Genomic DNA, 23,070 nt, shown 5'->3' on the forward strand with positions numbered 1-23,070 from the left:
GACAAAGGACTCGCATTTTTTGCGTCGATCCCTAATCTGTTGACCGTGAGCGTCAAGCAGCATGAGGTTGCACGGTGCGTGCACCGACCAGACCGCCGCTCGATGGGCTGAAGAAGCAGCTCCACCGCGCCCGCTCCGAGGGATCGAAGCGGATCGGCGACGGCTTTATCCGTGAGACCTTCGTTCTACCCCGCCCGGACGCGCGTCTCAAGGCGCAGGAATGGTTCGACCGCTGGCCGAAGCAGGCCTACTGGACTTCGATCGAAAGCTGGTTCGAGCGCCCCAATGACGTGATCGAGTTTACGATCCGCAGGCTTCCGGCCGCGGATTGAGAGAATCTTATCCCACTTGCCTCAGCGCCTCTCCCGCCGCCATCGCTGCGGCCAGCGCGACATTGAGGCTGCGGCCGCCACCGCGCATCGGGATCAGCAGGCGGGCGTCGGCGGCATCGTGAACGACATCCGGTACACCCGCAGATTCACGGCCGAAGAGCAGGATGTCCGAGGGCGAAAACGTAAAGTCCGTGTAGGGCAGGGCGGCCTTGGTGGAGAACAGGACCAGCCTGCGTCCCTCGCTTCGCCGCCAATCGTCAAAGGAAGCGAAGTCGAGGTGGCGCGTCAGCGCGGCCATCTCGATATAGTCCATACCGGCCCGCCGCAGCGCCCGGTCTGAGAGGTCGAAGCCCGCAGGCTCGATGATGTCTACGGCGACGTCTAGGCACGCCGCCATGCGCAGGATCGTGCCGGTGTTGCCGGCGATGTCGGGCTGGTAGAGCGCGATGCGGATCGAGGACAAGGGCGAACCCGGAGTTGCAGGTCGGCCACACTGATCGCCTCACCTTACGCTACGGCAATTCGAGGGTGGCTCTCAGCGCCGAATGGAGTTATAAGACGCGCCTTGTCAACTCGAACCGAGGGAGGCGGAGCATGGAATTCATGATGACCGTAGACATCCACCGCCCCAACCGTGGGCGCAGCGCCTGACGGCGGTATCGGTTCGACGCTTTAGACCACTCCAAAAGCAGATCGCGATCTCCGCCGGAAACCACTCCTGGTTCTCGAAGGATTTTGGCGATGTTTTCTCGCTTCAGCCGCGGGCGGCAAGGCCCGCATATACTCCTTATCCGCGACTCCGATGGCCCCGTCCGGCTCGACGAAGCGCGCTTCATCGGATGGGCCAAAGCGCTCGGCCAGGTCCGGGAAGCCGGTCCGCGATCGATCCGCCCGCATCGCGGACAGTTGCCGGACCTCGACCTTTCGTGCGCCGAGCCGGTGAAGCGTCGGCCGGGCCTGTTCGCGCGAATTGCGAATGCCGTGCTTGCGGGCAAGGTCCCGGACCCTGACGGGGATCTGTCAGGAGACGGCAAAGCCGCTCTCGGCAAGCGGCCGCCGTAATTCTATGCTGTTGCCGGACGGCGTTAATCGGCGCCTAGCGCGATCGCGCGCAGCGGGGCTACGAAGAGTTTTCTGGAAAGTCACACATGTTCGCCTGGTTCGAAAAGAGACTCGATCCGTTTCCTCCCGAGGAGCCGACCGAGCCGCCCAAGACACTGATCGCCTTCTGCCTCCATTACACCAGGGGCTCGTGGCCATACATTATCGCCGCCGCGTTGCTGATGGCGGTGATTGCGCTGACGGAAGTCTGGATGTTCGGTTTCCTGGGCTCGATCGTCGACTGGCTGTCGGCGCAGAACCGCGAGACATTCCTGCAGACCGAGGGCTGGAAGCTCGCGGGCATGGCGGCGATCGTGCTCGTCGGGCTGCCGGCCACCGTGCTGCTGCACTCCCTGGTCTCGCAGCAGACGCTGATGGGCAACTACCCGATGCGCATCCGCTGGCAGGTGCATCGCTACCTGCTTAAGCAGTCTATGAGCTTCTACCAGGACGAATTCGCCGGGCGTATCGCCGCCAAGCTCATGCAGACTGCGCTCGCGGTGCGTGAATGCGTAATCAAGCTTATCGACGTGCTGAACTATGTCTGCGTCTATTTCGCCGGCATGCTGTTCATCGTTGGCTCGTCCGACTGGCGCCTGGCGACGCCGCTTGCGGTATGGCTCGTGGCCTATTTAGGCCTGCTGACATACTTCGTTCCGCGGCTTGGCAATGTCTCGGAGGAGCAGGCCGATGCCCGCTCCATGATGACCGGACGCGTTGTCGACAGCTATACCAACATCCAGACGGTAAAGCTGTTCTCGCACAGCCGGGGGGAGGCTTCTTATGCCCGCGAGAGCATGTCGATCTTCATCGATACCGTTTACCGCACCATGCGGCTGGTCACCCAACTCTACGGCTCGCTCTACATGATCAATTCGCTGCTGCTGGCTTCGATCGGCACGCTGTCGATCTGGCTATGGCTGGAGGAGGCGGTGACGATCGGAGCGGTCGCGGTCGCCATCGGCCTCGTGCTGCGGCTCTGGGGCATGTCGCAGTGGATCATGTGGGAAGTGTCGGGGCTGTTCGAGAACATTGGCACGGTGCGCGACGGCATCAACTCGATCTCGCTGCCGCGCGTTGTGGAGGACCGGCTTGACGCGAAGAACATCGTCGTCAAGGACGGGGACATCCTGTTCGACCGCATCGGCTTCCATTACGGCAAGCGCAAGGGCGTAATCGACGATCTCACCATCCGCATCCGGCCGGGCGAGAAGGTCGGCATCGTCGGCCGCTCGGGCGCGGGCAAATCGACGCTCGTCAACTTGCTGCTGCGCTTTTACGACCTGGAAAGCGGACGCATCCTGATCGACCATCAGGACATCGCCCATGTCCGCCAGGACTCGCTCAGGGCACAGATCGGCATGGTGACGCAGGACACCTCGCTCATGCACCGCTCGGTGCGTGAGAACATCCTCTACGGCCGGCCGGACGCCACCGAGGGGATGCTCATCGAGGCGGCCCGAAAGGCCGAGGCGCTCGATTTCATCGCCGGTCTCGCCGATGCGCAGGGCCGCAAGGGTTTCGACGCGCATGTCGGCGAGCGGGGCGTGAAACTTTCGGGCGGACAGCGCCAGCGCATCGCGATCGCGCGGGTGATGCTGAAGGACGCGCCGATCCTGATCCTCGACGAGGCGACGTCGGCGCTCGACTCCGAGGTCGAGGCGGCGATCCAGGACAACCTTTACCGGCTGATGGAAGGCAAGACGGTGATCGCCATCGCCCACCGCCTCTCCACCATCGCGGCCATGGATCGCCTGATCGTCATGGACAAGGGCATGGTAGTCGAGGAAGGCACGCACGAGGAACTGCTCACCCAGGGCGGCCTTTATGCCCAGTTGTGGCAGCGACAGTCCGGCGGCTTCCTTCCCAACGACGACACGCTCGAGCCGGAGGCGGAGAAGGCGGCCGCCGAGTGATCGGGCTAGGACGAGCGCTCGTCCGGGCGGATACGTGTCTTTCGCCCGGCAGCACCTATATGCGTGGTTCGCGCCGGTGGCCCGGCGCACGGACCGGCCAACCAGCGAGTAAGAATGGCGGAAGAAAGCTTTCGTGAGAGGCTGCTGCATCGCGTCGAGGGAAGCATCGATGCGTTCCATGACACCGACCGCGAGGTGCTGCCCAAGGAGGCGTGGCGCTTCATTCTCTATTTCGCCTCGCAGGCGAAGGGACCGTTCCTGCTGCTCCTGCTGGTCGGTGGCCTCTCGGGTGGTGTGGATGCAGCGCTTTACTGGGCGGTCGGCTGGCTGATCGACCTGCTCGACCATTCCAATCCGGCCACACTGTTCTCGGATCACTGGCCGCAATTGGCGGGCATGCTGGTCCTGCTGCTGGTGATCCGGACTCTGGTCATGATCGCGTCGGCTGTCGTTGAGCAGCAGATCGTGGTGCCCGGCTTCTTCTCGATGGTTCGCTGGCAGTCCTTCCGGCGGGTGATCGAGCAGCCCTACGATTTCTACCAGAACGATTTCGCGGGCCGCATCGCCACCAAGATCATGCAGGGCGGCGAAGCGGTGGGCGACTTCATCGTCAACGTGCTGCAGACCATGTGGTCGTTCCTCACCTTCGTGGTGCTGTCGATCACGATCCTGGTGGCGCTCGATCCGCGCATGGGCGCGGTGGTTATCGTCTGGTTCATCGGCTACGGCTCGATCGTCTATTTCCTGCTGCCCGAAATGCGGCGCGCCGGGCGCGCCACCGCCGACGAGCGGTCGATCTTCAACGGCCGCCTGGTAGACGCCTTCACCAACATCATGGCGGTAAAGCTGTTCGACAGCGGACGGCGTGAGCATGCCTACATCCGCGACGGGCTGGAGCGTTTCCTGGCCGCCGTCAAACGGCTGACCCGCGCCGTTACCACGGTGCGCTCCTCGGTGGCCCTTCTCAACGGCATGATGATGAGCGCCATCGCGGCGCTCTGCATGCTGAGCTTTTCGGCAGGCGAGATCTCGACAGGTGCCGTTGCCGCCGCCATGGGGCTCGTCTTCCGCCTCAACCAGATGTCTGGCTGGATGATGTTCAACATCAACGGCCTGATCCGAAACTATGCGACGGTTCAGGACGCCACCCGCACGATCTCGGTAGAGCCCGCCATCCGCGACGCGCCCGCAGCCACGGTGCTGCCTCGGGCGAAGGGGGACATCCGGTTCGAAAACGTCTCCTTCCACTATGGAAAGGGCGAGGGCATCATCGAGAACCTGAACTTGCACATTCGGCCAGGCGAGCGGGTGGCGCTGGTCGGACCGTCCGGAGCCGGCAAGACGACGATCGTGAATCTGGCGCTGCGCCTCTTCGACGTGGAGGAGGGTAGGGTGCTCATCGATGGCCATGACGTGCGCTCAGTCACCCAGGCCTCGCTCAGGGCACAGTTCGGCGTGGTCAGCCAGGAAGCGATGCTGATGCATCGCTCAATTCGCGACAATATCGGCTATGGCAAGGCCGGAGCGGGTCAGGCCGAGATCGAAGACGCGGCGCGGCGCGCTGCCGCTGACGGATTCATAAGAGGCGTCGCCGATCCGCGCGGCCGAAAGGGCTATGACGCCTATGTCGGCGAGCGCGGCGTAAAACTTTCGGGCGGACAGCGCCAGCGCATCGCCATAGCCCGCATGATGCTGAAGGACGCGCCGATCCTCATCCTCGACGAGGCGACTTCCGCCCTCGATTCGGAGATCGAGGCGGCGATTCAGGACAACCTCTACCAGTTGATGGAGGGCAAGACGGTGATCGCGATCGCGCACCGCCTCTCCACCATCGCGGCGCTCGACAGGTTGATCGTGCTCGATCGCGGGCGGATCGTCGAGGAGGGTCGACACGAGCAACTGATCGCCCGCGGCGGGCTCTATGCGCAACTGTGGAAGCGGCAGTCCGGCGGCTTCCTGCCGGACCGGCTGGCGGCCGAGTGAGGCACCTGTGGGATCTGTGAAGACAGCAGGAACGATCGCTTCTGATGCGTTCAGGAAGGAAGACGTGACAATGGTGCTTCGTCCGCCGCAGCAGTTGCAGCCGTCGCAGGTCACCAACCCGCTCGACGTCGAGATCCTGGCCGAGAAGGCTGCCTCTCTTGGCCATGCCGGCGAGAAGGTCGAGAAGGCGCTTGCACGTCTGCGTGCATTCGAGGGGACGCCGGAGGAGCGCCGCGCACTGCTCAAGGATGCGGCCGAATGCGTCTACGCCTATTTCATCCAGCGAGAGCTCTGCGGCCTGCGCCGGCACCACGAGGTGATTCGGGAATACGGTATCCCGAACGAGGTGCTGGTGCGGCTCGGCGCGAAGTGATGATCGACATGCCTCGTCCCAAGGATTGAAGAGCCTGACGCCGGTGCGGGCGAAGTCCTTGGTGTTGCGAATGACTACGGTCAAGAACGGTGGCGGCGATGTAGGCGTCGCGTCCTGAGCGAAGCGTGCAATCCACAGCGCGCAATCGAGCCCCGCGACAATCTGCCGTCCTCTCTTGGCCCGTCTGGACAAGCGTGGGCTTCACGCATAAACCACCCCGACTGCCGGAGGACTTCTCCAGCCCGTGCCGCCGCGCGAATACGGGCCGGTGCGTCAGGGGGACCATGTTCCGGCGAGGGGTTAGGCGAAAGGATGCCCGTTCCGTGAGCGCAGAAGATACCATTGAACCTTCCCGTCGCGATTTTCTTTACATAGCTACCGGAATGGCGGGCGTCGTCGGCGTCGGCGGCGCGGTGTGGCCCTTCATCGACCAGATGCGGCCAGACGCTTCGACCTTGGCGCTCGCGACCGTCGAAGTCGATGTGGCGGCGCTCGAGCCGGGCATGTCGCTGACCGCCAAGTGGCGCGGCAAGCCGATCTTCATCCGCAACCGCACGCCCGAAGAGATCGAGGCGGCGAAGTCGGTTCCGATGGCGGAACTGAAGGATCCGGTCGCGCGTAATGCGAACAAGGCTGCCGACGCCCCGGCAACGGACGAGGATCGCTCCGCTGGCGACGGCAAGGAGAACTGGCTGGTGATGATCGGCTCCTGCACGCATCTGGGCTGCGTGCCGCTCGGTCAGCAGGGCGATTTCGGCGGCTGGTTCTGCCCCTGCCATGGCTCGCACTATGATACGGCCGGACGCATCCGGAAGGGTCCGGCTCCGGAGAACCTTGCGGTTCCGGTATTCCAGTTCGTTTCCGACACCAAGATTCGCATCGGCTGAGGGGCCTGGGAAAGACATCATGAGCGGTGGACACTCGACCTACACGCCGAAATCCGGGATCGGAAAGTGGATCGACGCGCGCATGCCTTTGCCGCGTCTCGTCTACGATTCATTCGTCGCCTACCCGGTTCCGCGCAACCTGAACTACGCCTACACCTTCGGCGGCATTCTTTCGCTGATGCTGATCGCGCAGATCCTCACCGGCGTCGTGCTGGCGATGCATTACGTGTCCGACACGTCGCTGGCCTTCGTGTCGGTTGAGAAGATCATGCGTGACGTCAACTCCGGCTGGCTGCTGCGTTATATGCACGCCAACGGCGCGTCGTTCTTCTTCATCGCCGTCTACATCCACATCATGCGCGGCCTTTACTACGGTTCCTACAAGGCTCCGCGCGAACTGCTCTGGATCCTGGGCTGCATCATCTATCTGCTGATGATGGCGACGGCCTTCATGGGCTACGTGCTTCCGTGGGGCCAGATGAGCTTCTGGGGCGCCACCGTCATCACCGGCTTCTTCACCGCGATCCCGCTGGTCGGCGAGTGGATTCAGCAATTGCTGCTCGGCGGCTTTGCGGTCGACAATCCGACGCTCAACCGCTTCTTCGCGCTGCATTATCTGCTGCCCTTCATGATCGCCGGCGTCGTCGTCCTGCACGTCTGGGCGCTGCACGTCACCGGTCAGACCAATCCGACGGGCATCGAGGTCAAGGCGAAGACCGATACCGTGGCGTTCACGCCCTACGCCACGATCAAGGACGCGTTCGCAATGATCGTGTTCCTGGCTGTGTTCGCCTACTTCATCTTCTACATGCCGAACTATCTTGGCCATCCGGACAACTACATCGAGGCGAATCCGCTGAAGACGCCGGCGCACATCGTGCCCGAATGGTACTTCCTGCCCTTCTACGCCATCCTGCGTGCGATCACCTTCAACATCGGGCCGATCGACTCCAAGCTGGGCGGCGTGCTCGCGATGTTCGGCTCGATCGCGGTGTTGTTCTTCGTGCCCTGGCTCGACACCTCGCGCGTGCGTTCGGCGGTCTACCGTCCGTGGTACAAGCTGTTCTTCTGGCTCTTCGTGGCCGATGCCATCTTCCTGGGATGGTTGGGCTCGCGACCGGCCGAGGGCGCCTATGTGGCAATGGCGCAGGTGGCGACGCTCTACTACTTCGCCTTCTTCATCGTCATCATGCCGGTTCTCGGCCTGATCGAGACTCCGCGTCGGCTGCCGAACTCCATCACCGAGGCAGTGCTGTCGAAGAACAAGGCTCATCCGGCGGTTGCCGCCAAGGTCTAAGCCAGAGAATCTAGAGGGACTTCGCTATGAAAAGGATTCTCAAGGGCCTGGCCGTTCTGTCGGTCGCCACGGTCTGCGCATTCGGTGCATCGGCCGCGGAGGAAGCGGGGCATTCGGCCGCCGAGCCGACCCACTTCCCGATCTTCAAGCCGCACCACGAAAGCTGGTCCTTCGCCGGTCCGTTCGGCAAGTACGACCTGGCCCAGCTGCAGCGCGGGCTGAAGGTGTATCGCGAAGTCTGTGCCGCCTGCCATGGACTGAACCTGGTCTCGTTCCGGACGCTGGAAGGGCTTGGCTATTCCGACGCCCAGGTGAAGGCGATCGCGGCTCAATATGAGGTTCAGGACGGCCCGAACGCCGATGGCGAGATGTTCAATCGCCCGGGTATCCCGTCCGACTATTTCCCGTCGCCCTATCCGAACACGGAAGCGGCCGCCGCGGCAAACAATGGCGCCGCCCCGCCTGATCTTTCGCTGATCGCCAAGGCGCGTGGCGTCGAGCGTGGCTTTCCGACCTTCATCTTCGACATCTTCACGCAGTATGCGGAGAGCGGACCTGACTACCTCTATTCCCTGCTGACCGGCTATGATCAGCAGCCTCCGGAGGGGATGCAGATCCCGGAAGGCACCCACTACAATCCGTATTTCATCGCCGGAAAGTCGTTGGCAATGCCGCCGCCGCTTAGCGACGGACAGGTGACCTATGACGACGGCTCGCCGGAGACGGTCAAGCAGTATTCGCACGACGTTGCCGCCTTCCTGATGTGGGCTGCGGAGCCGCACATGACGGCGCGCAAGCAGACTGGCTTCAGCGTGCTCGCCTTCCTGATCCTCTTCGGCGCCTTGGTCTACATCACCAAGCGCAAGGTCTGGTCTGAAGTCACCCACTAAGCGGAAAATCAAACCCGAATATGGGCAAGGGCGCTGCGGCGCCCTTTTCTTTTCGCGCGTCTAAAGGCAATTATGCCGGGCAAGGAGTCGTCCGCGATGAAGTCCTCCCTAGAAGAGACGCTGCTTTCTTCGATCCGCACGATTCCAGATTATCCCAAGCCGGGGATCCTGTTCCGCGACATCACCACGCTGCTCGGCAACGCTCGCGCGTTCCGGCGGGCGATCGACGAACTGGTGCATCCCTATGCGGGGTCGAAGATCGACAAGATCGCCGGGATCGAGGCTCGAGGCTTCATCCTCGGCGGCGCCATCGCCCACCAACTGTCGGCCGGCTTCGTGCCGATCCGCAAGAAGGGTAAGCTGCCGCACGAAACGGTACGCGTCGCCTACAGCCTGGAGTACGGACTGGACGAGATGGAGATGCACCGCGATGCGGTCAAGCCGGGCGAGAAGGTCATCCTTGTCGACGACCTGATCGCAACAGGCGGGACTGCGGAGGGAGCGGTGCGGCTGCTGACGCAGATGGGGGCCGACATCGTCGCCGCCTGCTTCATCGTCGACCTGCCGGACCTCGGCGGCCGCGCCAAGCTCGAGGCGCTCGGCGTGGACGTGCGCACGCTGATCGCATTCGAGGGACATTGAAGGCTTTTAGGTCCCAACTTTGAGGGACATTGGAGTTTAGGTGCGTCCTTCGAGGCTCGCCCGAGCCTCGAAGGACGCACCCAAAATTCCCGCGCCGCTAAGGGCGCACCGTTGGATTACTCCACCTTCACCAGTACGGCGCTGTCGAACTCGATGACCTTGTCGCCCTTCGAGTCGAAGCCCTGCGAGTGCAGCGATACGAGCCGCCAGCCGGGCCGGCTGGCCATCGTGCGGTGGCTGACGACCCTGCGCGTATAGGAGACAGTCTCGCCGGCATAGACGGGCTTCAGCCATTTCATGTTGGTGAAGCCGGGGGAGGGGCCCATTTCGGGCTCGGGGCAAGGCCCGGTCCATCGTCTCCCGTCGCGGTTGATCGGAGTCGCGATGTTGCACTTCATCCAGGCGGCCGCCGTATGCCAGCCAGAGGCGCAGAGACCGCCGAGAACGGATTCCTGCGCTTTATGCTCGTCCGTATGGAATGTCTGAGGATCGTATTTTTGGGCGAATGCCTTGATGGCCTCCGCCGAGAAATGATGCGAGCCGATCGGGACTGTCACTCCGACCTCGAGCCATTCGTCGAGGGTCATGCCGTCTCCCGCCTCAGGAACATCATGCTGTTCTGGAACTCCAAAACGGTTTCTCCGCGTTGGTTGAAGAGTTCGTGCCGGCATAGGACCAAGCCGATCATCGGCCGGGACTGAGAGGGGCGCTTGGCTACGACCGTGGTGCGGCCGGTCAGCGTATCCCCCGCGAGCACCGGTTTCCTCCACTTGCCATGATCGACGCCCGGTGCGCCCTGCGAAGTCGAGTCGAGCAGGAAGGCGTCGCAGATCATGCGCATGACGATGCAGCAGGTGTGCCAGCCAGATGCCGACAGGCCGCCAAGGATACTTTCCTTGCCCGCCTGCTCGTCGAGATGCATGGGCTGCGCATCGAACTCGCTGGCGAACTCGACGATCTCTTCCGCGGTCACGAGTTTGGTTCCGAGGTCGATCGACGATCCTTCCTCGAAGTCCTCGTATGCCCAGCGCTTGTCGGTCATCGCCCCCGTCCTCGTTGTTCCGGTCTCGCCTAGCAGAGGAAGGTTGCCGGGGCCAGACTTAGAGCCATCCGCGGCTCTTGAACCACCAGAAGGGGAGGACCGCCGAGAGGATCATTGCGCCAATTGCAAGCGGATAGCCGAAGACCCAGTCCAACTCGGGCATGTTGTGGAAGTTCATGCCGTAGACGGAGGCGACGAGGGTCGGTGGCAGGAACACCACCGCAGCGACCGACACGATTTTGATGATTGCATTCTGCTGGATGTTGATCATGCCGAGCGTTGCGTCGAGCAGGAAGATGATCTTCTGCGAAAGCGACTCGGCGTGGGCGGCGAGCGAAAGCACGTCGCGCGACAAGGTCTTGACGCGACCGCGCTGGTCCTTGTCGCCCTGCTTGACCATGGCGATATTGCTCAGGAACCCGGAGAGGCGTTGCAGGCTGACGAGGCTGTCCTGCACGTCGGAGATGAAGTGCTCCAACCGGCCGATCCGCCTTAATATGTGCTGGAAATCCTGGTCGCGCTTCGAAGCCTTCTTCGCGGTCGGATGGAAAATCTGCCGGGACAGATCGACGACGTCGCGGCTCGCCTGCTCCAAGTGATCGGCCAGCCGGTCAACGATCATTTCCAGGAGGGCGATCAGCACCGAGGTACCGTCGGTGCAGTTCAGGTCGGCGTTCTCTGCCCGAGCCGGAAAGGTCTCGAAGACCCGAGGCTCGTGGTAGCGTATGGTCGCGAGCCTGTTCTTCGTGAGGACAAAGGTGACCGGCCCGATCCTGCTGCCGACATCATCGGACTGAGCGGGGATCGTGGCCGTCATCACGAAGCCGTCTCCCTCGGCATAAAGGCGGGACGAAGTTTCAATCTCCTCCATCTCTTCGCGGGTTGGAATGCCCATGCCGAGCCAGCGTTCGGCGGTCTGCTCCTCTTCCTTGCTGGGGCTGAGCAGGTCGACCCAGACCGCACCCGCCAAGCCATTTCCAAGGTCGGACAACTGGCGCAGGCGATCCCCCTGCGCAGCGAAGGCTCGGATCATTGAGCTTTCCTCGGGGCTGGTATGTTCGAACGGTCTTTCTGGAACCGGTTGTAGCACGGAGCCCGGTAAGCGCGAGCCGCATAATCCCCCGCCCGGCGCGGGTAAAGGCGAGTGCGCAGCCCGAGGAGTGGGGCGGATTGGTGGTTGCGACCGAAAGTAACCCTTGCGTCAGGTCCGATATGGGCAGAAGCTTCGAAGACGTTGGAGGGGAAACTGAAGCGGATGTGAGCCGCACACTCACAGTCTGGTAATTGACCCTCTTCGTGCAAGATCGGGAGGAACAAATGCCACTTCTCACCGCACTTGCTATCAGCATCGGTGTTCTGGGCGGGATCGCCACCTGGCTGTTCGTCGGTCCAGTCGGCGCACTGGGCCTGCAAATTTGGGCCGCATTCGTGGCCTGGGCTGCATTCTTCCACTCCGGCGGCGGGCAGGCCGCGCTGAAGACCAACATTCCTGCCCATGTCTACGGAGCGATCATCGCCTGGATCGTCTTCGTGCTCCTCGGTGCGCTCGCAGGCCCGCTCGGCATTCCGGTGGCCGCCGGCATCCTGGTCGGGCTCGGGGTGATCGCTATGGTCCTGGGCGCCAATGCACCGGCGCTGAGCAGCATACCATCGTCCGTGTACGGTTTTGCCTGCGTCGCCGGCTATACGCTGCTCGCCGGCAAGACGGGTACCGTGCTGTCCGCCTCGCTTGTCGACAATCCGCTGATCAACATCGTCATCTCGATGGTGATCGGGGCCGTGTTCGGCTTCATTTCCGAGAAGGCGGCAGGCGCCCTAACAAAGGCACGGCCGACCACCGCACATCCGGCCTGACGGCTGGACCTCGTCGGCCTCAGCCCGGCGGTTGAGATTAGATTTGGGGTCACGGAAGCCGTGAAGCTTCCGTGACACGCAGCGCGGTGGGACTTCGCCTCGCTGTCGGCGTAGAACGTCAGGTGTTGAACTTGAACAGCATGACGTCGCCGTCCTGAACGACGTATTCCTTGCCTTCGTCGCGTGCCTTGCCGGCTTCCTTGGCCGCCACTTCGCCGCCGAGATTGACATAGTCTTCATAGGCGATCGTCTGAGCCCTGATGAAGCCGCGCTCGAAATCCGTGTGGATGACGCCGGCCGCCTGCGGCGCCTTGGTGCCTTTCTCGATCGTCCAGGCCCGCGTCTCCTTGGGGCCGGCGGTGAAATAGGTGATGAGGTTGAGCAGCGCGTAGCCGGCGCGGATCAGCTTATCCAGACCCGGCTCCTCGAGCCCCATGGAGGCGAGGAACTCGAGTTCCTCCTCGTCGGGCAGTTGTGCGACCTCGGCCTCGATCGCCGCTGAGATCACCACCACGCCGGCCCCTTGTGCCGCAGCCATAGCCTCTACCGCGAGCGTGTGCTCGTTGCCGGTGGCGGCATCCGTTTCCGCGACGTTGCAGACGTAGAGGACGGGGTGCGAGGTGAGCAGGTTTAGGCCCTGCAGGATCTTCAGGTCGTCCAGCGAGATGCCCTGCAGCATCAGGCGCACCGGCTTGCCGTCCTGCAGCAGCGCGAGCGCCTTCTCCATCACCGGCAGTACGGCCAAGGCTTCCTTTTCCTTGCCCTGGGCGCGCTTCCGGAACTGCACGATGCGGCGCTCGAGGCTTTCCAGGTCTGCCAGCATCAGCTCGGTCTCGACCGTCTCGGCGTCGGCGACCGGATTGATGCGGCCCTCGACATGGGTGATGTCGTCATCCTCGAAGCAGCGCAGGACGTGCACTATGGCGTCGACCTCACGAATGTTGGCGAGGAACTGGTTGCCGAGGCCTTCACCCTTTGAGGCGCCGCGCACCAGGCCGGCGATGTCGACGAAGGAGATGCGGGTCGGGATGATCTCCTTCGATTTGGTCACCGCAGCGATCTTCTGCAGGCGCGGATCGGGGACCGCCACCTCGCCGGTATTCGGCTCGATCGTGCAGAACGGATAGTTGGCGGCCTGTGCCGCGGCGGTGCGCGTCAGCGCGTTGAACAGCGTCGACTTGCCGACGTTGGGCAAGCCAACGATGCCGCATTTGAAACCCATGGCAATGTCCTAGGAAACGAGGTTTTGCCCGCGCGTATGGGGGAAAGGATCGCCGATCGTCAAGGCCTGCGGCCTGTTTGGCTGGCATCCAGGACGACGGGTCGCGTTTGGAACATGCCGTTCCTCCGTTTGTTGGGCCACGTCAAAACAGGAGGTCAGCCATGTTCTTGCGCGTCGACAAGCTGCAGATCGAACTGCCGCCGCCCGCGAAACAAGATGCAAACGCCGCCGCCGCGCTTCAGGAACTGCTGGGCGGCAAGTATGGGGAGATGTCAACACTCGGAAATTATCTGTTTCAGAGTTTCAACTTCCGGTCGAAGAGCAAGCTGCGTCCCTTCTACAGCCTCGTCGCGGCGATCACCGCGGAAGAGTTGGGCCATGTCGAGCTGGTCAGCAATGGCGTGGCCATGCTCAACAACGGGCCGGACGAGGACCATGACGATACGATGCCTGGCGACGTCACCAACGCTCCGTTCGAAATGATGAAGGATGTGCGGCTAGCTGCCGGCTTCTTCTCGCAGGGCGGAGGCGCCGTCCCGGTCGACAGCAACGGGCTCAGTTGGAACAAGGACTTCGTCACCACGACAGGCAACGTCATCTTCGACCTCCTACACAACTTCCACCTGGAGTGCGGGGCGAGGCTGCACAAGCTGCGAGTCTATGAGACGCTCACCGATCCGACCGGCCGAGAGGTCTGCGGATACCTGCTGGTCCGCGGCTCCGTCCACGCGCACGCCTATGCTCTGGCGCTGAAGAAGGTCACGGGCGTGTCGATCGAGAAGATGCTGCCCACGCCCAACATCCCGCTCGACAAGATCCCCGAGGCCCAGAAATACCTGGCCGAAGGTGCGCACCGCCGTCTCTATACCTTCAGCCCCAGTGACTATGCCGAGATCGCGGGTATTTGGGGCAATGGCGAGACGGCGCTGGCCGGCGATCCTCCCGGAGAACTGGAGGTGGTCGAAGGCATGCCGGACGGAGGCAAGATCCAGGAATTGGTCGGGGAGCCCTCCGCCTTCACGCCCGACTACGCACCCGAGGAAATGTACGAGATCGCGGCGAAGCTGTATCAGGCCTCGCGGTAGAAGTCCGGGCTCACGTGGCGAGTGATCCGCACCGGAGATCTCGCCACAAGCTCAGGATTCGCCCTTCCCAAACAGCTTCTTCAGCATCGCCGCCATCGGCCCGCTTTCGGGGACCTTGACGGCGGGCTGCTGCGGGCGGGCCTGCCGTATATGGCTGACGCGTTTCTTCTTGGGAGCCGCTTCGGGCTCCGCGGCCGTACCGGCAGGGCCGGACACCGCCAGGCTTACCCGGTTCATAAACTTGTCATCCTCACCCTTCACGAGGTGGGGGGCATTAACGGCAATCGCCTCTAGCAGCGGCTCCAGCCACTCCTTGTCGACCTTGGCGAAGTCGCCGAGCACATGGCCGTGTACCAACTCCTTCACGCCCGGATGGCCGATCCCGATGCGCGCGCGTCGGTAATCCTTGCCGAGATGGGCGTCGATCGACTTGATGCCGTTGTGGCCGCCTGATCCTCCGCCCTTCTTGACCCGTACCTTGCCGGCGACAAGGTCGAGTTCGTCGTAGAACACGGTCAGCGCGGAGGGGGTGAGCTTGTAGAACCGCAGCGCCTCTCCGATCGCCTGGCCGGAAAGGTTCATGAAGGTCTGCGGCTTGATGAGGAGGACCTTTTCGCCGCCGATCGTTCCATCGGCAACGAGCGCCTGGAACTTTTTGGACCAGGCGGAGAAGCCATGGCGGCGGTGGATCTCATCCGCCGCCATGAACCCGACATTATGCCGGTTGTTGGCATATTTCGCGCCCGGATTGCCGAGGCCTGCAAAGACCAGCATGGCTCAGCCTCCGGGGCGGGAGGATTACTCCTCGCCGCCAGCCTCGGTTGCGGCCGGCGCCTCGGCTTCCTCGGCCGCCGGCTTCATCGCAGCGGAGCCAGCGATGGTGGCAATCGTGAAGTCGCGGTCCTGGATGACCGGCTGCACGCCCGCCGGCAGCTTCACCGCCGAGATGTGGATGGAGTCGCCGATTTCCCGGCCGGTCAGGTCGATCTCGATCGAATCCGGGATCGCATTGGCCGGGCAGCGGAACTCTACCTCATGGCGAACGATGTTGAGCACGCCGCCGCGCTTGATGCCGGGCGACTTCTCTTCGTTGAGGAAGTGGACAGGAACCAGGACATTGACCTCGGTGTCCCTGCTAACGCGCAGGAAGTCGACATGCAAAGGCATGTCCTTGACTGGGTCGAGTTGGTACTCCCGCGGCAGGACCCGGATCTTCTGGCCGCCGACGTCGATCGTGGTGACGGTGGTCAGAAAGCCGCCGCCGTGAATCTTGTAGTAGATTTCCTTGTAGGAGAGAGCGATAGCCAGGGGAGGCTGCTTGTCTCCATAGATGACCGCAGGGATCTTGCCTTCGCGGCGAACTGCACGGGCGGACCCCTTACCGACCTGTTCGCGCGCCTCGGCCTTGAGCTCGTAGGACTGGCTCATGGCATTTCCTTTCCGTGTTGCTGGAGCGTTTCCGGCGCTGCGGGCAGCGGTGATCCGAAAACGTCGAAAGCCGCGTCTTGCGCGGCCCTCGCCCGCGCTGCCTCCAAGGGTGTCTACGCGGGTGGCGGCTCTATAGCGAAAGGGGCGGCGAGGCGCAAGATTTCGCTTGCATCGAGCTCGGACTGCATAGCTGGGACTGCTGGTCCGGGCATCACCGCGAGACTGGGGCTATCGATGGTGAAGCAAGGAGCATTACTGGCTCGCCCTTATGACCGAAGCCAGTGAACTGATCTCAGCCCTTTCAGCGGGCGAATTCATCTTTCTCGCATTGTCGGCCCTGATCGCAGGGCTGGCGCGCGGCTTCTCGGGTTTCGGCGGTGCGCTGATCTTCGTGCCTCTCGCAAGCTCGGTGATCGGCCCGAAGCTGGCCGTGCCGATCCTGCTCGTCATCGACATGATGCTTACGCTTACGATGATCCCCAACGCCTGGCGCAAAGCGGAACGGCCGAGCGTAGGCACAATGGCCCTGGGCGCGGCGATCGGCATTCCAGCCGGCGCCTATCTCCTCACCGCAGTCGATCCGGTGGCGATCCGTTGGGGTATCGCCGCGGTGGTCTTTGCGCTGCTCGTCCTTTTGATTTCGGGATGGCGGTATCATGGCAAGCCGAACGTACCGACAACGATCGCCGTAGGCATGACCTCGGGCGTGTTTTCAGGTGCTGCCCAAATCGGCGGTCCTCCCGTGGTCGCATACTGGCTGGGTGGGTTCATTCCGGCAGTGACAGTACGCGCCAATACCGTCCTCTATTTCGCAATCTCCAGCGTGATCTCCCTGGTCAGCTATCTCATGGGCGGCCTGATCACACTCGAGGCATTGAGATTGTCCCTTCTTGTGGGCCCCGCGTTCGGTATAGGACTCTACTTCGGCTCGCGAATGTTCGGGCGATCCGACGAGAAGCTGTTCCGCCGCGTTTGCTTCGCGCTGATCGCTGCTGCGGCCATCATCGGCCTGCCGGTCCTGGATGGCGTACTGCGATGATACGGTCAGCCTGACCCTTCTTGAAGGTGTCATGTTGCGCGTCTATCATGGCCACTCGGGGGCATGGTGGACTCCCCGTGAGGCGTGCGCCCAAGTTCCGCCTTCGCGATGCTATGCGGAGGAGCGGCCATGTCTCGCAAAGTTCAAGCCCAAAAACTGATCCCGCTTGTCGGAACCGATAGAAGTCCGCTCTTCATCGACGTGCGCCGTCTGGCAGTTCGCGCCGATAATCCAGTGCGGATAGCCGGCGCCCTCTGGCGCGATCACATGAAGGTCGGTGAGTGGCTGCCGGGCTTGCCGTCTGGGCGGCGACTGGTGGTCTACTGTGCTCAGGGTCACAATGTCAGCGAGATTGCGCTGGCAGAACTGCTTGTGGCTGGCGCCGAAGCCGGGATGCTTGAGGGTGGCCTGGAGGCCTGGATTGCCGCCGGTGGGCCGACCGTCGCCAAGGAAGGACCGGGTATCGAGCCCGGACTTCCTCAGGCCAGCATCTGGGTTACTCGGGAGCGGCCCAAGATCGACCGGATTGCCTGTCCCTGGCTAATCCGGCGTTTCATCGACCCGCTGGCCATCTTCCACTTCGCCGCCGCCGAGTGGGTCATCGACATGGCCGAGGAAACCGGCTGGATTCCCTACGACGTAAAGGGAGTTCACTATTCTCATCGCGGTGAGACCTGCACCAGCGACACGCTGGTCGAGGAGTTTGGGATCGCCGATCCTGCGCTGCTCCATCTCGCCAGGATCGTGCGCGCCGCCGACACCGCGCGTCTGGATCTGGAACCGCAGGCAGCCGGCTTGCTCGCTTTGTCGCTCGGGCTGTCTGCAATGGAGGCGGATGACCTTGTTCAGATGGAGAAGGGATTCCTCCTCTATGATTCACTGTACGCCTGGTGCCGGTACGCCACGGCAGAAACACACAATTGGCCGGCGGGGGCGACCTGAGATGGACCAGAGTTTGCGCCAAGGGAACGTGCCTTCGTTCTCGGAGGCGACGCGCACATTCACCCGCATCGGACTTCTTTCCTTCGGAGGGCCGGCGGGTCAGATCGCGCTCATGCACAAAATCCTGGTCGAGGAGAAGCGATGGCTCGACGAGCCACGCTTCCTGCACGCGCTCAATTACTGCATGCTGCTCCCCGGCCCGGAGGCGATGCAACTCGCGACCTATGCCGGATGGCTGCTGCACGGCGTGCGCGGCGGGCTGATCGCGGGATTGCTGTTCGTGCTGCCGGGTGCGGTGGTGATCACCGCACTTTCCGCCCTCTATTTCACCCTTGGGCACGTTCCGCTGGTCGAGGGCCTGCTGTTTGGCATGAAGGCCGCGGTTCTGGCGGTCGTGCTCGAGGCCCTCGTCCGTGTCTCGCGCCGGGCAATCACCAGTCGAGCGGCTGTCGGGATGGCGATCGTGGCCTTCGTGGCCATCGCATTCCTGAAGATCCCTTTTCCTGTGATCATTTTTGCCGCTGCCTTGGTGGGAGCGGTTGGGCGCGACTTTGCCAGTCCTGTGCGGTCGAACGGTGCCGGCGCGGATGCGAGCGCGGAGGCAACCCTGATACCCGAATGGACGCGGCCCAACTGGAAGCGGTTCGTGCGGACCCTGGCGATCTGGTTCGCCATCTGGTTCGTTCCGCTAGGGCTCCTCTGGGCAATTTACGGTCCAGGTCATGTGCTCACCGCCGAGGGTGTGTTCTTCTCCAAGATGGCGAGCGTCACCTTCGGCGGCGCTTATGCGGTGCTCGCCTATGTGGCGCAGCAGGCTGTCGAGATATACGGCTGGCTGAAACCCGACGAGATGCTGACGGGGCTGGGCCTGGCGGAGACTACGCCGGGCCCGCTGATCCTCGTCCTGGTCTTTGTCGGTTTCCTTGGCGGCGCCAGGCTGTCGGGCTTCGACCCGCTGCTCGGCGGGTTGGCGGGGGCGGGCGTGACGCTCTGGTTCACCTTCGTACCCTGTTTCCTCTGGATCTTCGTCGGGGCGCCCTATGTCGAGACGATACGTGGCGTGCGCTGGCTGAGCGGCGCACTCGCCGCGGTAACCGCGGCGGTGGTCGGCGTCATAGCCAATCTGGCGGTGTGGTTCGCCCTGCACGTGCTGTTCGCACGGATGGGGGAGGTGGTCGCCGGGCCGTTCACTTTTCCAGTGCCGGATCCCGCCAGCCTCGACCTTTATGCGTTCGTGATCGCGCTTGGTGCGGCCATTGCGTTGTTGAGGTTGCACGCGAACATGATCGCCGTACTCGTGCTGGCGGCGCTGGCCGGAATCGCGGTGCGCCTGATCTGATCGGCGGGATTAGGCTCAGTCGAACAGACTGGAAACCGATTCTTCCTGTGCGGTGCGCGAGATCGCCTCGCCGATCAGGTCGGCGATGGAGATGACGCGGATGTTGCGGGCGTCGATCACGGCCTGGGTGGGCTGGATGGAGTCGGTGATGACCAACTCCTGCAGCTTCGAGCCGGTGATGCGGGCGACAGCGCCGCCTGAAAGCACGCCGTGGGTGATGTAGGCCGACACGCTGTTGGCACCCTTTTCGAGCAGTGCCTCGGCCGCATTGCAGAGCGTGCCGCCCGAATCGACGATGTCGTCGAGCAGCAAGCAGTCCTTGCCATGCACGTCGCCGATCACGTTCATGACCTCGGACTCACCGGGCCGTTCACGGCGCTTGTCGACGATGGCAAGCTGGGCATCGATTCGCTTTGCCAGCGCGCGGGCGCGCACAACGCCGCCAACGTCGGGCGACACCACCATCACATTGTCGAGCTGCTTGTACTTGGCCTTCACATCGCGGGCCATGACGGGGACGGAAAACAGGTTGTCGGTCGGGATGTCGAAGAAGCCCTGGATCTGCCCGGCATGGAGGTCGAGCGTGAGGACGCGGTTCGCTCCGGCGCGGGTGATCATGTTGGAAACCAGTTTTGCGGAGATCGGGGTCCGCCCCGATGCGCGCCGGTCCTGCCGGGCATAGCCGAAATAGGGAATGACCGCCGTGATGCGCCGCGCCGAGGACCGCATGAAGGCGTCCATCATGATGAGCAGTTCCATCAGATGGTCGTTGGTCGGATACGACGTGGACTGGAGGATGAAGACATCCTCGCCGCGCACGTTCTCCTGGATCTCGACGAAAATCTCCTGATCGGCAAAGCGGCGCACGCTCGCCTTGCCGATCGGGATATTCAGATAACGGGCTACTGCCTCTGCAAGGGACCGATTGGAGTTGCCCGCAAATAGCTTCATCTGTCTTTTCCGAGGGGATGGTTGAGCGGGCTTTTAACCGGCTTAACCGCCATTGCAAGCAGAACCCGTCCGGAATGATGTAAACATCGTCAAGCGAACTGCCGCAGGAAGCTTCGTGTTCCCGATATGAGTCAGCCCTGACCGCCGGCGAGCCAGCCTGTCAACTGCTCCACCGTTGAATCCGCGATCGCCTGCATGGCCGCGTCCGGCACCGCGGCCCACCCTTCTCCGCCTGCGGAAGTCACCTTCTGCTGGCCGGAGATGCGATGGATGCGGTTGCCGGTAGGGTCGTAGACGTCCCAGACGTAGATCACGGTGGTCTCGCGTCCCTCGACGAGCGGTGTGAAATACCCCTTCAAGAGATGAGTGGTCGTCGTGTCCGAACTGCCGGTGATCCGGATGCCGCGGTCCTTGGCGCGCGTCGCCAGGCGCTCCGACAGCGAAGTGGCCGCTTCCACTGATGCGCCGACGAGAGGAGCGAAGTAGACCCTCGCCCTGCCGATGAGGGCTGCCGACTGGGTGGCCGTGGCAGCCGGAGCGGGGCTCGTCGCGGCTGTAGAGAGGGTAGCGGCGGATTGATCTACCGAAGCCGTCGACGGATCGCTGGCGTCAGCCACGGAGGTCGGCGCAATCGCAGATGGCTCCAGGACGTCCTGGGCGCTGGTGCAGGCCGAAAGCCCGACTGCTACGAGCACGGCACCTGCAAGCTTGGAGATCCGCCAGGCGCCCTCAGAACCAAAAACCAATTGCGGTACCCCTTCGCGAGTGACGATTCACTTCACGATCAAGTCGAGATCATGGCGGGAAAGTGGCCTTGGTGCCGTTTCTGTGGTGAGATAGGTGCGTCCGAGTGTCATGGCCGTCTCGGCCTCCGAGTCCATGATGATCATGTGCGCAAAGAGCGTCATGTTTGGAGCGATCGGCTCGGAGTTTCCCTGATAGAACATCGGCGTGTCCATCCAACTGGGCGCGAATCGCGCGCCTACTGAATAGCCGCACGCGTTCAGCCTGTGGCGCGTGAGGTCATCCGCCTCGAGCGATTTGGCATGGGCGTCGAACACGTCCCCGAAGGTCTTGCCAGGCATCATCGCCTTCTCGACCGCCATCATCGCGTGATGCGCTGCTTCGTAGAGCTCCTGATGACGCTTCGTGGCCTTTCCGGTCAGGATCGTGCGCATCATCGGTGCATGATAGTGGTTGAAGACGCCCGACCATTCCAGGGTCAACTGGTCGTTCTTCAACAGCTTCCGGCGGCCGGACTTGTAACGGCAGAGCAGGGCGTCGGGTCCTGAGCCGATGATGAACTCGTTGGCGGGATAATCGCCGCCGCCGGTGAAGATCGCGCCCTGCATCGCTGCCAGAATGGCGCCTTCGTCGGCGCCCTGCGTGATCAATGGCAGCGCCGCGTCGAGCGCATCATCCGACAGAGCCGCGGCGTGCTCCACCTTCTCGATCTCGGCCGGGCTTTTGAACTGGCGCAGCCGTGGCACAATGCCCGAAGCGTCGATGATCTGCCCGAAGGTCAGCAACTGCTCGTCAAGCCTGCGGCCGTTATGAGCGGTCAAGCCATGCGTGTCGTATTCGACGCCGATGCGGGCTCCCAGCAGGCCGAGGTCGTTGAGCAGGTTACGAAGGTCCAACGCCGGATTGGCCTGTTCGCGGTCAAGCCAAATGACGATGTTATCGATGGTGGAGGTGTGCCGCGCCTGGCGCAGATCAGCGGAGCGGGTGAGCAGCACCATCGAGCCGTCCGCCTTCACCACGAGAGCCTGGAAGAAGCAGAAACCGAAGGTGTCGTAGCCGGTCAGCCAGTACATGCTCTCCTGCGCGAAGAGCACCAGCGCATCCAGCTTCTTCTCCGCCATCTCAATCGTCAGCCGGTCGCGACGGGCGTCGAACTCGGTTCGCTCGAAATGCAGGGCCATTCAAAGGTCCTCCAGCACGATTGCAGATATCTGCCGGCCGTAATCAGGCTCCTTGCGGTGCGTCGCGCGGCGATAGGAGAAGAACAGGTCCTCTTCCGCGTAAGTGCAGCGCTTGAGCGCCTCAGCCGTCACGCCCGCCTTGCGCAGCCGATCTACTGTATAGCCGTTGAGGTCGAAGTAGCAGTGCCCGGGGCGCGTGGACGGCTTAAACCATGTCGTGTTGCCGCCATCTGCATCCAGGAAGCGCGCGACGAATTCAGGCCCGACCTCGTAGTTGTCCTGCCCGATCGAGGGGCCGAGCACCGCAATGATACGGGATCGCTTCGCCCCGAGAGACTCCATCGCCCCAATGGTGTTCTCCAGCACGCCCGTGAATGCCCCCTTCCAACCGGCGTGCGCTGCTCCGATTACGCGCGCCTCGACGTCCGCGAACAGAACCGGCCCGCAATCGGCCGACGACGAACCCAGCGCCAGTCCTGGTCGGTCGGTGACGATGGCATCCGCCTTGGGGCGCTCGCCCGCGAACGGACCCGTCGCTACGATCACGTCAGGGGAATGGACCTGATAGAGCGAAAGCAGGGCAGGGGATTGCACCCCCATCCAGGCTGCCACACGCCGTCGGTTCTCCGCCACCCTGGTTGGCTCGTCCTGCGAGCCCGTGCCGATGTTCAGGCCCCGGTAGATGCCTTCCGACACGCCGCCGAGCCGGGTGAAGAAGCCATGGCGGATTCCGGACGATCGGCCTTTTAGCAAGTCCGACTGAAGAGGCGCTGGCCCGTGATGCTCGGTCATCCGCGATGCTGTTCTCCGCGGACGGTCAGG

General features: G+C 63.0%; 25 protein-coding genes. 14 read left to right on the forward strand and 11 right to left on the reverse strand.

Annotation, left to right across the window (positions count from 1 at the left end; all coding sequences use genetic code 11):
* The first annotated feature begins 74 nt into the window (after window positions 1–74).
* Window positions 75–332, forward strand: a complete 258-nt coding sequence (locus HUI96_RS19840; protein WP_188256427.1) for a hypothetical protein — start codon at window positions 75–77, stop codon at window positions 330–332.
* A 7-nt stretch (window positions 333–339) separates the two neighbouring features.
* On the opposite strand, the gene HUI96_RS19845 is transcribed toward HUI96_RS19840, so the two are convergent.
* Window positions 340–795 carry a tRNA (cytidine(34)-2'-O)-methyltransferase gene (locus HUI96_RS19845; protein ID WP_188256428.1) on the reverse strand — a complete coding sequence of 152 codons (456 nt, stop codon included), beginning with the start codon at window positions 793–795 and terminating at the stop codon, window positions 340–342.
* 278 nt (window positions 796–1,073) lie between these two features.
* On the opposite strand from HUI96_RS19845, the gene HUI96_RS19850 reads away from it, so the two are divergent.
* The 8 genes from HUI96_RS19850 (at window position 1,074) to HUI96_RS19885 (ending at window position 9,421) form a co-directional block, all read left to right on the forward strand.
* Window positions 1,074–1,394, forward strand: a complete 321-nt coding sequence (locus tag HUI96_RS19850) for a hypothetical protein (protein WP_188256429.1) — start codon at window positions 1,074–1,076, stop codon at window positions 1,392–1,394.
* A gap of 86 nt (window positions 1,395–1,480) precedes the next feature.
* Window positions 1,481–3,349 carry an ABC transporter ATP-binding protein gene (locus HUI96_RS19855; RefSeq protein WP_188256430.1) on the forward strand — a complete coding sequence of 623 codons (1,869 nt, stop codon included), beginning with the start codon at window positions 1,481–1,483 and terminating at the stop codon, window positions 3,347–3,349.
* A 114-nt stretch (window positions 3,350–3,463) separates the two neighbouring features.
* Entirely contained in the window at window positions 3,464–5,332 is a 1,869-nt protein-coding gene (locus tag HUI96_RS19860) for an ABC transporter ATP-binding protein (protein WP_188256431.1), read from the forward strand.
* 70 nt (window positions 5,333–5,402) lie between these two features.
* Window positions 5,403–5,705 carry a DUF6665 family protein gene (locus HUI96_RS19865; protein WP_188256590.1) on the forward strand — a complete coding sequence of 101 codons (303 nt, stop codon included), beginning with the start codon at window positions 5,403–5,405 and terminating at the stop codon, window positions 5,703–5,705.
* Between the two features lie 284 nt (window positions 5,706–5,989).
* Window positions 5,990–6,592 (forward strand): ubiquinol-cytochrome c reductase iron-sulfur subunit, encoded by a 603-nt coding sequence (gene petA / locus HUI96_RS19870; RefSeq protein WP_188256432.1) that lies wholly within the window; start codon window positions 5,990–5,992, stop codon window positions 6,590–6,592.
* 19 nt (window positions 6,593–6,611) lie between these two features.
* Window positions 6,612–7,889, forward strand: a complete 1,278-nt coding sequence (locus HUI96_RS19875; protein WP_188256433.1) for a cytochrome b — start codon at window positions 6,612–6,614, stop codon at window positions 7,887–7,889.
* Window positions 7,890–7,915: 26 nt separating this feature from the next.
* Window positions 7,916–8,779, forward strand: a complete 864-nt coding sequence (locus HUI96_RS19880; protein WP_188256434.1) for a cytochrome c1 — start codon at window positions 7,916–7,918, stop codon at window positions 8,777–8,779.
* A 96-nt stretch (window positions 8,780–8,875) separates the two neighbouring features.
* On the forward strand, window positions 8,876–9,421 hold the full coding sequence (locus HUI96_RS19885) for an adenine phosphoribosyltransferase (protein WP_188256435.1): 546 nt from the start codon (window positions 8,876–8,878) through the stop codon (window positions 9,419–9,421).
* 116 nt (window positions 9,422–9,537) lie between these two features.
* Here the strand turns inward: HUI96_RS19885 and HUI96_RS19890 are convergent, their stop codons facing one another.
* The 3 genes from HUI96_RS19890 to HUI96_RS19900 are packed head-to-tail and all read right to left on the reverse strand — an operon-like array spanning window position 9,538 to window position 11,496.
* Window positions 9,538–10,008 (reverse strand): MaoC family dehydratase, encoded by a 471-nt coding sequence (locus HUI96_RS19890; protein WP_188256436.1) that lies wholly within the window; start codon window positions 10,006–10,008, stop codon window positions 9,538–9,540.
* Window positions 10,005–10,463 (reverse strand): MaoC family dehydratase, encoded by a 459-nt coding sequence (locus tag HUI96_RS19895; protein WP_188256437.1) that lies wholly within the window; start codon window positions 10,461–10,463, stop codon window positions 10,005–10,007. The genes HUI96_RS19890 and HUI96_RS19895 overlap by 4 nt, the downstream gene beginning before the upstream one ends.
* Window positions 10,464–10,521: 58 nt before the next feature.
* Window positions 10,522–11,496: a magnesium transporter CorA family protein gene (locus HUI96_RS19900; protein WP_188256438.1), complete on the reverse strand. Its 975-nt coding sequence runs from the start codon at window positions 11,494–11,496 to the stop codon at window positions 10,522–10,524.
* A gap of 284 nt (window positions 11,497–11,780) precedes the next feature.
* Here HUI96_RS19900 and HUI96_RS19905 point away from each other — a divergent pair, with 284 nt between their 5' ends.
* Window positions 11,781–12,317, forward strand: a complete 537-nt coding sequence (locus tag HUI96_RS19905; protein ID WP_188256439.1) for a DUF1097 domain-containing protein — start codon at window positions 11,781–11,783, stop codon at window positions 12,315–12,317.
* A gap of 118 nt (window positions 12,318–12,435) precedes the next feature.
* Here the strand turns inward: HUI96_RS19905 and ychF are convergent, their stop codons facing one another.
* Window positions 12,436–13,539, reverse strand: a complete 1,104-nt coding sequence (gene ychF, locus HUI96_RS19910; protein WP_188256440.1) for a redox-regulated ATPase YchF — start codon at window positions 13,537–13,539, stop codon at window positions 12,436–12,438.
* Between the two features lie 161 nt (window positions 13,540–13,700).
* On the opposite strand from ychF, the gene HUI96_RS19915 reads away from it, so the two are divergent.
* Window positions 13,701–14,624, forward strand: coding sequence for a manganese catalase family protein (locus HUI96_RS19915; RefSeq protein ID WP_188256441.1), 924 nt, complete (start codon window positions 13,701–13,703; stop codon window positions 14,622–14,624).
* A 51-nt stretch (window positions 14,625–14,675) separates the two neighbouring features.
* Here HUI96_RS19915 and pth read toward each other — a convergent pair whose 3' ends face one another.
* Both pth and HUI96_RS19925 read right to left on the reverse strand, forming a co-directional pair.
* The gene (pth, locus tag HUI96_RS19920; RefSeq protein WP_188256442.1) at window positions 14,676–15,398 is read right to left on the reverse strand and encodes an aminoacyl-tRNA hydrolase; all 723 of its coding nucleotides are present in this window, start codon (window positions 15,396–15,398) and stop codon (window positions 14,676–14,678) included.
* 24 nt (window positions 15,399–15,422) lie between these two features.
* A complete protein-coding gene (locus HUI96_RS19925) occupies window positions 15,423–16,052 on the reverse strand; it encodes a 50S ribosomal protein L25/general stress protein Ctc (RefSeq protein WP_188256443.1) in 630 nt (209 codons plus the stop codon).
* Window positions 16,053–16,320: 268 nt separating this feature from the next.
* Here HUI96_RS19925 and HUI96_RS19930 point away from each other — a divergent pair, with 268 nt between their 5' ends.
* The 3 genes from HUI96_RS19930 to chrA all read left to right on the forward strand — a co-directional run bounded on the left by HUI96_RS19930 (window position 16,321) and on the right by chrA (window position 19,372).
* The gene (locus tag HUI96_RS19930; RefSeq protein WP_188256444.1) at window positions 16,321–17,091 is read left to right on the forward strand and encodes a sulfite exporter TauE/SafE family protein; all 771 of its coding nucleotides are present in this window, start codon (window positions 16,321–16,323) and stop codon (window positions 17,089–17,091) included.
* 129 nt (window positions 17,092–17,220) lie between these two features.
* The gene (locus HUI96_RS19935; protein ID WP_188256445.1) at window positions 17,221–18,033 is read left to right on the forward strand and encodes a chromate resistance protein ChrB domain-containing protein; all 813 of its coding nucleotides are present in this window, start codon (window positions 17,221–17,223) and stop codon (window positions 18,031–18,033) included.
* 1 nt (window position 18,034) lies between these two features.
* A complete protein-coding gene (chrA, locus tag HUI96_RS19940; RefSeq protein ID WP_188256446.1) occupies window positions 18,035–19,372 on the forward strand; it encodes a chromate efflux transporter in 1,338 nt (445 codons plus the stop codon).
* Between the two features lie 15 nt (window positions 19,373–19,387).
* Here the strand turns inward: chrA and HUI96_RS19945 are convergent, their stop codons facing one another.
* The 4 genes from HUI96_RS19945 to pgeF all read right to left on the reverse strand — a co-directional run bounded on the left by HUI96_RS19945 (window position 19,388) and on the right by pgeF (window position 23,040).
* On the reverse strand, window positions 19,388–20,323 hold the full coding sequence (locus tag HUI96_RS19945; protein WP_188256447.1) for a ribose-phosphate pyrophosphokinase: 936 nt from the start codon (window positions 20,321–20,323) through the stop codon (window positions 19,388–19,390).
* A gap of 131 nt (window positions 20,324–20,454) precedes the next feature.
* The gene (locus tag HUI96_RS19950) at window positions 20,455–21,069 is read right to left on the reverse strand and encodes a hypothetical protein (protein WP_210320248.1); all 615 of its coding nucleotides are present in this window, start codon (window positions 21,067–21,069) and stop codon (window positions 20,455–20,457) included.
* 27 nt (window positions 21,070–21,096) lie between these two features.
* Complete coding sequence (locus HUI96_RS19955; protein WP_188256448.1) at window positions 21,097–22,248, reverse strand: M24 family metallopeptidase; 1,152 nt, start codon at window positions 22,246–22,248, stop codon at window positions 21,097–21,099.
* Window positions 22,249–23,040, reverse strand: a complete 792-nt coding sequence (gene pgeF, locus HUI96_RS19960; protein ID WP_188256449.1) for a peptidoglycan editing factor PgeF — start codon at window positions 23,038–23,040, stop codon at window positions 22,249–22,251.
* Window positions 23,041–23,070: the final 30 nt, after the last annotated feature.

Origin of the sequence: Pseudaminobacter soli (ex Zhang et al. 2022) (assembly GCF_014595955.1) — a bacterium.
Lineage (GTDB): Bacteria > Pseudomonadota > Alphaproteobacteria > Rhizobiales > Rhizobiaceae > Kumtagia > Kumtagia pseudosoli.